The organism is Acidovorax sp. CF316, assembly GCF_000276605.1.
In the GTDB taxonomy this organism is placed as follows: domain Bacteria; phylum Pseudomonadota; class Gammaproteobacteria; order Burkholderiales; family Burkholderiaceae_C; genus Acidovorax.
The window spans coordinates 1-8722 of sequence record NZ_AKJX01000035.1 but is presented as its reverse complement, the minus strand read 5'-3'; the positions used below and the strand labels follow the sequence as shown (position 1 = coordinate 8722).

Genomic DNA, 8722 nt, shown 5'->3' with positions numbered 1-8722 from the left:
TGCTGCTGTGCGGTCGCGGCACCGAGATGCGCTCGATCAGCCTGCCTCTTGTCGAACTCCTGCTGAGGCACGGCGCGACCCCGGATGCCGAGGGGGAGCTGGTGGATAACACGAAGGGCGAGATCTACTGGGACATCAAGCTGCGCGGCGACTGGAGCCGCCAGGCGTGGGACAGCCATGCCACGACTGGCACGATGCTTGAACGCCTTCGCCAGCGGCAGGCCCAGGCTCCGGACGAGGTCGATGCTACCCTCATCGCGATGATGGACAAACGTGGCCGGTAGAAAGCCATCCGACGGGTTCGCCAGCCGACGAGTGCAAGAGCCCTCAGGCCTGCATTGACTTGCACCGATGCGGCAGCAGGTCGTGGAGCCGCACGAATGCACAGCTTATGGCGAGGTCGCCAGTGCCTTGAAGGGCCGCTCTTCAATGGATTGGAAGACCGCTTTGGGCCCGAAGCAGACTTACAAATCTGTCTCTGGCTTGAATGGTGTGACCTCCATCACCATCCCCTTGCGAGCACGAAATTCGCCCGAAAACTGATAGCAATGCTCGAACTCTACGTGCAGCAAGTCCGCATCAATGGAAAGATTCAGAGAACTCAGCACGTTCTGCTGATTGAAGCCTTCCAACTCGAACTCGGAAACGTCCTCGAACCGGAAGTGAACGACTGAGTCATTGGCAAGAACGTATTGCCCTTCCAACATCGTCATGGTCCAGCCTCGAATCCAAACCTCAAGGGTTGGAAGCACCGTGCTCGCTCTTCTTTGGGGAGTGCGGTCGAGAACGATTCGATGAACCTCCCCGTCGTGAAAAGAAGGCCACATACCAAAGCGGGATAGCACCAACTGGTGCCCCTCGATAGCTTCGTAAGCTTCCGTCGTTCGATTGTTCATGTCCTGCTCGTACTGGAGTGGGTGCCGAACTTCCGCTTTTGGCCGATGGCAGCCATGGTATCAGCGGCAGTCGCTGGCCCAACGCGAACATTCAGAACTCCGAGAAACAGAAACTCCACGCCCGGCAGCCCGTCACCCTCGCAGGTCGAGCCAAACACCGAGCTGAGTCTGACGGTCAACAGGTGTAGTCAATCAATGTCAGCAATGCTTAGAAGCCACCATAGTCCACGAGCACTCTGCCAAGCAGCGTACGACGTAGACATGGTTGCCTCGTCAGTGGCTTGACACCACCGCGCGTCGTCAAGTCGGAACACGTGAATGTCGTCGAACGGACGTGGGAAGGCCGCATTCAGGCCGGCAGCCACTACGGCTCTAATGTGTTCCTGAGAGATTCCGCGCGTATTGTGATGACAGCCACCGGCAACTGCCACAGATACCAGCGAACCTTCAAACTCGAACTTGTTGAGGGTGCTGTATCGCAACGGCTGAACTGCGATGGCCCCAAGCTCCGCGGCTTGAGCTTGAAATGCAGGCAAGGCGAACAAAGTGGCGAGCGGATTGGCAGTATCAATCGCCGGCAGTACAGTCGGCTTGGGTTTGAGGAAGAACGAGACGACATGTCCACACTGACTTAGCAAGGTCAGCAGCTCATTCAGTTCAGGCTTGCTGACCTCGTAACACTCACTTGTAGTCATTCGTAGGGTCCGAAACGGCGACGGCTGGTCTGTTCATTTTCAATGGCCCGAATGTCCGCTCCTGGCCGATGGCCGCCATCGTAGCAGTGGCGACAGCAGGTGCAACGCGGCTGTTGAACCTGCTACCGGATATCGTCGAATGTGGTTCGCACCGAGCCGGCCACGCCAACACACTCCAGCGGAAATGCCTCAGTGCCTAATGCCGACCGCAACTCGCGTTCCGAATCGCGCCAAAAGTCGCGAAGTCGCGGATTGAAGAGATGGCATCGTCCTTCAAGGTAGACCCCAAACGCGGGTCCGTGGACGTACCCCACCAGTCTCCTGCCGGCAGGCGTTGTGAAGATTGAGCTGACGTATAGAGAGTTGAACTCCAAGCCAACAGCCGTACTGGGCAACGGAAAGGCATAGGCGTCAGAGAAGTTGACCATCTGCATCGCCTTTTGCACCTCGTCCCTTTGGAAGCCTAAACGCACCAGCCAATCCATTTCATCCGGTTCGTAGTAGCCGACCCAAAACGGATACTCGACAAAGTCAGACTCGACCAAGTCATCGATTGGCTTCACCTTAAATTTTTGCATAGGCCTCAACATCTGCTTCTGGCCGATCGTGGTCATTAGTAGCAGCGACCCCAGGGACGCATTTGCACCTATTCCCCGTCGACCCGAGAGGGAGCGAAGATAGCGTCGTGTCGTGCTCTGTGCCACGCCCTAACAGACCTAGAGCCTGGTGCCAAGCAGGCTATTCTGTCGTTGGGCGGGTAACCTTCATCTAGCCATTTACAAGCTAGAAGGTTCCAGTGACTCCCATTTTTAAGAGCGTCGATGACGATGGCATCAAAGGGAAAGGTGGTGCGTACAACCGGAGGCAGTCCGGCACGCTGAATCTCCTGAGTCACCAAGGCGGCGATGTCACGGAAGGGTCTTTCCAACAATACATAGAAACCTACAACTGCATCGCTACGCATGATGCGTTTCCGATCCCGATACTCACCATTCCATGTACCGGAATCGCAGTTTATTCCGTACGCATGACCGTTGAACTCGAAAATCGGCAACCAGTCGACTACGTCTGCTGATCCTTCGACCAGTCTTCGCTCTTTGCCGCGCCCCTTGAGCATTGCTAGAAAGCTACTGTGATTTAGCATAAATGTACCGGAGGCTAAATGGGTTCAACGTGCGGATGCCTGACAAGGCTCAGCAGGTTGAGCTGGAAAGCCAAGCGAACGACCGCATTTGGCCGGATTCTGCCCCACTGCAAGGGACGCTAGCGGGCCCTAAGCGGTGATCGTGAAGCGGTGGCCGCCTGCGCGAAGAACACGAGCCCGTCCGCTGGGTCCACGAGAAACTTGCGAACGTGGGCTATGGGAAAGATGGCGGTCGCTCCAGATGACACGGCCATCGTGTAGCCATCGGTCCCTCCGGTCCATTCGCCACCGATATGGCGCCGAATGATTTCCCCAAGGTAGGCACCGATGAGGAAACTGCCTCCGTCTAGCACCGACTGATCGCTGCCCGCCAGTTCTTTCATGGCCGCTGAAATCTCCTCCAATTCAGACACAGAGGCAAGGTCAAAAGAGATTTTGGTCCCCATCATCACCGCCGTCTCTTCGAGCTTGGCGCATGCTGCGTTGATCGTGTCTTGCAGGGATTTTTTGTGCATCTCGATAGGTCTTGAAAGGCGGCTTCTGGCCGATGGCAGCCATCGTATCAGCGGCAGCCCGTCCTGTTGCGCGAAACCGGACAGCCTATTGCGCCAAAGCCGTCACCGCCTGCAAACCGGTTTCCCGGCAATTTCGCCGTTGCCCGCACCTTCCAGCTTGCACACCGCTTCGATCTTGCGAGTCGTAAATTGAATTGAGCCTTGCGCAAGTTGGCGCATGGAGAGTTCGCCATTGACTGTCCTGAAACGCCCTGAAAGGACGCAGTTCTGGCCGATGGGGACCCAGCCACTGGGTTGGCCGCCGGCAGTGCTGTTGCCGCACCATTCGAGCTCGGTCCATCGGCCAGTGCCGTCTGCGTTAAGTTGGCGGAATCCCGCGATCAGTCTCTCTTTGTCAAGCGTCGCATCAACCACCACAGGGCAGTCTTCCCTCATGTCGGTGATGCACGCCACCGTCACCTTGTCCGCTCGGGCGGGGAACAAAGGCATAGTGGTACAGCCTGGCGGCCGGTCAATCGCGCTGCAATACACCTGACTTCTCCGGGTCTCGAACACGAGCGCGGCCTGCGCCATTTGCCGCTTGGTCAGTTCGCCGTTGATGGGTCGGGATTTCCCGGTCAAGGCGCAAGTGGTGGTGCTGGATGCATCTAGCCACTGCAGTGGCGCATTGCCCATCAGCGTGAAAGGAGTGCACCACAAAAAGGCCACGCGTCCCACCGAGCCATCGCCGTTGCGCTGGCCGTCGAAAAAGGCGAAGAGGGCCTCCATGTCCGGGTTCAGGTTAACCGCCATGGGGCAATCGTCCGACTCCGGGCCAAGGCAGGAAATGTCCAAATCGGCGGCGCCTGCGATCAAGGGGGCGCACAGCGCGAGCGCGGCCAATATGCGTTTCATTCCAGTTCCAATCATTGCGAAATCTGTGAGTGACCGCTTCTGGCCGATCGCAGCCATCGTAGCAGCGGCAGCCACGGGCCCAAAGCGGAAATTCGTCAGGACGTTGAAGTGGACGAAGACTAATCGCTTCCAGCAATAAGATGCGGGGGAATTGTCTTGATCACATCTTCTGACCCCTCGACATCCCATAGATAGACACAGCATCCACAACCGTTCATATCAGAAACGAATGTAAGAAGCGCTCTGTTCTCATGAAGCCATGATTTAGCTAATTCAACCTCGTCGGGGGTATCGACCAGGGCGCAGATACTGGCTCGTAGCAACATGGTGAATTGAAGGGCTTCGCGAAAGAGGATTCAAACTGGTCCGATCTGGATGAGCACCTGACCGTCCGCTTCTAGCCGATGGCCGAAGTCTAGCCGACCGTCCCAACTGTTTCTCAGCGAGTGGGCAGGCGATCTGCCGACGTCTGACCGTGGTGTCGAACTCTGTGACCACGGTGCCGAACCGGTTGTCCAGGAGCTCCGAAATACGCGGCCTCCGCACGCAAGCACCTTTTCCTGCCTGAGCTGCGGCTCTCCTAGCCTACTCCCCCAAGCCCTGTTCAAGCCGTTGCACCACGGATTCCCGAAAGCGCTGTAGCTGGGTTGCCACCCTGGCCTGCAACTCCAGCGCAACGTCTTCCGACATGGGCTCTGTACGCCGGGAACTCGTGCGCGCGATGTCGATGGCGCCCTCCATGAACTCTTCAAAGGCCTCGGGCTGGTTCAGGAACTGCTGCGCATACAACATCTCCAGCAGGTAGCGCTGAGCGGAAAGTCTGGCACTTTGCTCCATCAGCTCCGTGTGAAAGGGTTCGGCCAAGCGTTCAAATAGTTCTGCCATGCGCTCTGGCTGTTCGTCCCTCGGCGTTGTCATGTCGGTCTCTCCTGGGCTTGGTAGTTGGCAAGGCGCAAGGGTTGCGCCTTCACTGCTGTTCAGGGTAGTCGATGGGGAACTTCCGGTTCGCACACAGGATGTTGTCTGACTTACAGCCGGCCCGCTGGGTATGACCATCGCCCGTGTCCAATCAGGAGCTTGTCCTGTCTGCCACCGGGTACACACCATGTTCCTCAAACTAGTCACTGACGCACCTAATCCGGATGAACGCACCGCCCTGGGTGCACTCGACGCCGTGCGGATGATTTGCGCCCTGGGTGGCGTTGAGCCTTTCATGGCCTGGCGAGACTACGTTGCCTTGCAGGCGTGGCACAGCCACTGGTCTGCCGATGGAATGGTATCCGCCGCAGAACGGGAGGGCGCCGCATTGTGGGAATCGGCCCTGGTTGCCACGCGGCGTGCGCTGAAATTGCCCTTGAGTGCACAACTGGACATCGAGTTCGTGTTCTCCCACCGCCTGCCTCTGGCTGAGCAGCATGGCCCAGACCGCTACCTGTGGCGCCGCAACTGGGCCTGGACACTGAATGAATGGGCCCGCACGACCTTGACCAAAGTGCAACGCGTGTAGCTGCACTGGGCGCTGCAAGAACGAACCATGCCAGGCTGCCAGGGTTACGACGGACCCATGAGCGATGGATCTACCAAGAAATCAGCGCCGTGCAGCGGCGAAAAGGAGGTCTGCAAACAACGATACGGTGCATTTTTGCTGGTGAAGGTCCAGCTGATCAATGACTTGTTCTCCAAAAACATGGCGCATAGCCAACTCAACCATGAGCAACCTGACTCACCCCAACAGCAAGCGAGGCCTCGATTTCGCACATGTGGCTTTGAATCTGGCCACCCAATGGCAGGGCCCTGTCGTCATCAAGCTAAGAAGCTACCGGGCACTGGCCCTGAGCGGCCTGGAAACCTTCCGGGCAGATGCGCTCGAGGTGCCGCAAGCGACCGGCTTCATCGAACTGATCGGCCCGCGCTCAGGCACCGCCGCGACATCTTTGCTGGTCGGATTCTCGAACCAGGACCAAGGGCCGGTTGGCACTTTCGAGCTTCGCAGCAACGAAGCAGTGGGAACCTTGATCCTGCCGGGGAAATACTTCACTTCCTGGCTGGAAATCGCCAAAGCCCCCAATGCCCACTTCCGAATAGGCGGAGATGGTCAGCGCAACGCGTTGGCGTCAGATGCGGCGCTGCTGCACTTGTAAATCGGGAGCAGATAGAAAACACCCGCAACTTAGAGGGTGCAGTGCGTGCAAGTGTGACCGTTCAGCTAGCTGCTATGTAGCAAGTGGACCCTGGTCGGCAGCTATGGCAACCCGAGGCAAACGCAGTGTGAACTCGGTAGCGCTAGCGTCGGATGTCACCTCGATCGTACCTCCGTGAGCGGTCGCAATCTCGCGAACTACGTACAAGCCAAGCCCCAGGTTGGCTCCCGCCACCTGGGCGCTGCTGTCCGCCGGTTGGGACTCTTCGCGGGACTCATCACGCACCAGAGGGTCGAAGAGCTTGGGAAGCAATGCTGCCTCAATGGGCTTGCCGGTATTGCGCACGGTCAGAAGGACGTCGTCCCCGGTGCCATCGAGCTCTACCCACACGGGCGAGCTCGGAAAACCATACTTCAACGCGTTGAAGACCAGATTGGACAAGGCCTGGTGCAGCCGCCGCGGGTCCCATTCGCCGCTGAGGTCACCCCGGCTTTGCAAGATGAGTTCGCGCTCGCTTGAAATACCATCGATCTCATCAAGGGTGTTGCGCGCAAACTGGTCCAGCTGCATGTGCGTGGGCGACAGGCTGAGGCCTTTACCCAAGCGGTAGGTTGTGAACTCCATCAGGTCATCGAGCAGCGCCTTCATTTGGGCCACGCTGCGCAGAATGACCGGCGCGTGGCGCACCTCATCGGGCCACTTTCGCAGCTCTACTGTCGCTGCGCCCGCGATGGTGCTCAAGGGGCCGCGAAGGTCGTGCCCGAGGACACCCAAAAATAGGTCGCGTGCCTTGTTCAGCTCGGCAATGAACACCTCCACCGACTCCGCCAGCGCCTGGTCAACGGCTTCGTTGAAACGAATCACATCATCGATGTCTTGCAGCTGCGCCTGGTAGTCCGAAGCCTGCCAGAGCCTCAGTACGGTAGCCCGCAGCGCTCGGTATTCAGCAACCATCTGGCCCATTTCGAAGCCCTGCCGCTCACGCTGTCGTGCGTGGCTTCGAGAAGGCACGCGCGGCGAAGTGGACGCCAACTGGCTATTTCCTTCGGACTTGGTGCGCCGTTCATCCTCGTCCTGGGGCATTTCCATGTTTCGCACCAGCTCTTCGAGAATCTTCTTACCGTGGTCTTCTAGCGCCACGTCGTCCAGATCCTGCGCGGCAGGCGTTTGAGTTCGTGCGAATTCAACCCACGCCAGCAGGATTTGGGCGTGGTTGTGTGTGATGAAGTCTGCGAGTCGCATTTTTATATTGTGCCTCGGGTGTGCCGGCACCGTACTTGCTCGCTTCTCCGACTGCGACAGCAGAACCCATCGGGTCGTGCTGCCGCCTACCGATTGGGTGAGCAGCAGTCTTCTACACGGCCCAATTTCAGAGTGTTGGGCCCTCTAACCCAGGGCGATTCAACCCCTGCACAAGCCACTACAAATTGAGGAGTCTCAGTCCGACACTCAGGCGAAAACTCGAAAGTATGCTTGTTCATATCCCCGCAGAGGCTGCTATGGATACTCAACATACCGATCTCGCTTTCCATCGACGGCTGGCCGACGAGTTTTTCCGACCCCGTCCGCAGCGTAAACGCCCGGGCATTTTTTGGGCAGACATACTAGTGATGGCGACATTGTCGGTAGGAGTGCTCGTGGGGGTGTGTGGAACAGAGGATGCGGCCCGGCCTGAGACGGGTGCACCTTTGCAGGCATTGCCACCATCCACCTCGGTTGCCTTGGTTTCCATCGGCACCAGCATGTGAACGCCACGCCCCTCTTTTCCCAATTTTGAATGCCCTGCCATGCGTCTCGCCAGGCATTGGAAACGCTGATCTCTCGAACGAAATAGAAAGGCGGCCATTTGGCCGCCCTTCTCATGCGTTACGACTGGTCCTTCGATTTCGAGCCACTGCCAGTACTGGAAGTGCCTGAACCGGACGTGGCCGAAGCATTGTTCGGGCGCGACTGCTGCGAGCTATCGGTATCGCGACTACGGTTACTGCGCCAGGTGTTGAAGTCTTCTGAAAACTTCTTGTAGCGCTCACCACGCCAGCTCTCATAGTCGTTGTCCAGGTTGCGCAACTGCTCGTTGCGCCACTGCTCATAGTCAGGATCGTACCGGCCACCATGCGACGTGCCGTCCTGTCCCCGGCCGCCCTGGGTAAAGCGGTTTGCGTCGCCATTAAAGCCCTCGCCGTAACGATCGCGCCCCGCGCGATCGCCGAACTGGCGGTTGCCAAGGCCATAGTCGTACTGCTGATTGCCATAGCCGGACGAATACTCGTCACGCCCATAGCCGTAGCCAGAGCCGGCCTGGCGCGAGCCGCTGCCGTGGTCGAACTGCTGCTGCTGCTGCTGCCGATTCCATGAGGATCGGTCGTCTTGGTATTGCTGACCACCACCATAGCCGCCATAGGTGGAGGCACCTGGCCCGCCGTAGCGGCTGGGGGCG

9 protein-coding genes and 2 pseudogenes are annotated in these 8722 nt (G+C 58.3%); 3 read left to right on the top strand and 8 right to left on the bottom strand.

The features are described from left to right. Nucleotides 1-284 (top strand): annotated as a pseudogene (locus PMI14_RS04660) (hypothetical protein); the annotation flags it as partial. 180 nt (nucleotides 285-464) lie between these two features. Here PMI14_RS04660 and PMI14_RS34045 read toward each other — a convergent pair. From PMI14_RS34045 to PMI14_RS04635, 6 genes are all read right to left on the bottom strand, one after another. Further along, complete coding sequence (locus PMI14_RS34045) at nucleotides 465-896, bottom strand: Imm50 family immunity protein (RefSeq protein WP_081497263.1); 432 nt, start codon at nucleotides 894-896, stop codon at nucleotides 465-467. A gap of 188 nt (nucleotides 897-1084) precedes the next feature. Then, the gene (locus PMI14_RS34710; protein WP_146187985.1) at nucleotides 1085-1591 is read right to left on the bottom strand and encodes a hypothetical protein; all 507 of its coding nucleotides are present in this window, start codon (nucleotides 1589-1591) and stop codon (nucleotides 1085-1087) included. 122 nt (nucleotides 1592-1713) lie between these two features. Then, a complete protein-coding gene (locus tag PMI14_RS04650) occupies nucleotides 1714-2205 on the bottom strand; it encodes a hypothetical protein (RefSeq protein WP_007850363.1) in 492 nt (163 codons plus the stop codon). Nucleotides 2206-2854: 649 nt separating this feature from the next. Continuing rightward, nucleotides 2855-3250, bottom strand: a complete 396-nt coding sequence (locus PMI14_RS04645) for a hypothetical protein (protein WP_007850360.1) — start codon at nucleotides 3248-3250, stop codon at nucleotides 2855-2857. A 102-nt stretch (nucleotides 3251-3352) separates the two neighbouring features. Then, nucleotides 3353-4144, bottom strand: coding sequence for a hypothetical protein (locus tag PMI14_RS04640; RefSeq protein WP_007850358.1), 792 nt, complete (start codon nucleotides 4142-4144; stop codon nucleotides 3353-3355). Between the two features lie 585 nt (nucleotides 4145-4729). Then, nucleotides 4730-5062: a hypothetical protein gene (locus tag PMI14_RS04635; protein ID WP_007850352.1), complete on the bottom strand. Its 333-nt coding sequence runs from the start codon at nucleotides 5060-5062 to the stop codon at nucleotides 4730-4732. Nucleotides 5063-5249: 187 nt separating this feature from the next. On the opposite strand from PMI14_RS04635, the gene PMI14_RS34705 reads away from it, so the two are divergent. Together PMI14_RS34705 and PMI14_RS04625 are read left to right on the top strand one after the other, a co-directional pair. Continuing rightward, nucleotides 5250-5651 (top strand): hypothetical protein, encoded by a 402-nt coding sequence (locus PMI14_RS34705; RefSeq protein WP_007850350.1) that lies wholly within the window; start codon nucleotides 5250-5252, stop codon nucleotides 5649-5651. 202 nt (nucleotides 5652-5853) lie between these two features. Beyond that, complete coding sequence (locus tag PMI14_RS04625; protein ID WP_007850347.1) at nucleotides 5854-6285, top strand: hypothetical protein; 432 nt, start codon at nucleotides 5854-5856, stop codon at nucleotides 6283-6285. Nucleotides 6286-6357: 72 nt separating this feature from the next. On the opposite strand, the gene PMI14_RS04620 is transcribed toward PMI14_RS04625, so the two are convergent. Both PMI14_RS04620 and PMI14_RS04615 read right to left on the bottom strand, forming a co-directional pair. Then, nucleotides 6358-7527 carry a sensor histidine kinase gene (locus tag PMI14_RS04620; RefSeq protein WP_007850336.1) on the bottom strand — a complete coding sequence of 390 codons (1170 nt, stop codon included), beginning with the start codon at nucleotides 7525-7527 and terminating at the stop codon, nucleotides 6358-6360. 624 nt (nucleotides 7528-8151) lie between these two features. After that, nucleotides 8152-8722: pseudogene (locus PMI14_RS04615) on the bottom strand (hypothetical protein); the annotation flags it as partial.

Excerpts from the sequence above, each read along its gene's own strand:
- PMI14_RS34045 (WP_081497263.1), bottom strand. The coding sequence starts at position 896 with ATGAACAATCGAACGACGGAAGCTTACGAAGCTATCGAGGGGCACCAG.
- PMI14_RS34710 (WP_146187985.1), bottom strand. The coding sequence starts at position 1,591 with ATGACTACAAGTGAGTGTTACGAGGTCAGCAAGCCTGAACTGAATGAG.
- PMI14_RS04650 (WP_007850363.1), bottom strand. The coding sequence starts at position 2,205 with ATGACCACGATCGGCCAGAAGCAGATGTTGAGGCCTATGCAAAAATTT.
- PMI14_RS04645 (WP_007850360.1), bottom strand. The coding sequence starts at position 3,250 with ATGCACAAAAAATCCCTGCAAGACACGATCAACGCAGCATGCGCCAAG.
- PMI14_RS04640 (WP_007850358.1), bottom strand. The coding sequence starts at position 4,144 with ATGAAACGCATATTGGCCGCGCTCGCGCTGTGCGCCCCCTTGATCGCA.
- PMI14_RS04635 (WP_007850352.1), bottom strand. The coding sequence starts at position 5,062 with ATGACAACGCCGAGGGACGAACAGCCAGAGCGCATGGCAGAACTATTT.
- PMI14_RS34705 (WP_007850350.1), top strand. The coding sequence starts at position 5,250 with ATGTTCCTCAAACTAGTCACTGACGCACCTAATCCGGATGAACGCACC.
- PMI14_RS04625 (WP_007850347.1), top strand. The coding sequence starts at position 5,854 with ATGAGCAACCTGACTCACCCCAACAGCAAGCGAGGCCTCGATTTCGCA.
- PMI14_RS04620 (WP_007850336.1), bottom strand. The coding sequence starts at position 7,527 with ATGCGACTCGCAGACTTCATCACACACAACCACGCCCAAATCCTGCTG.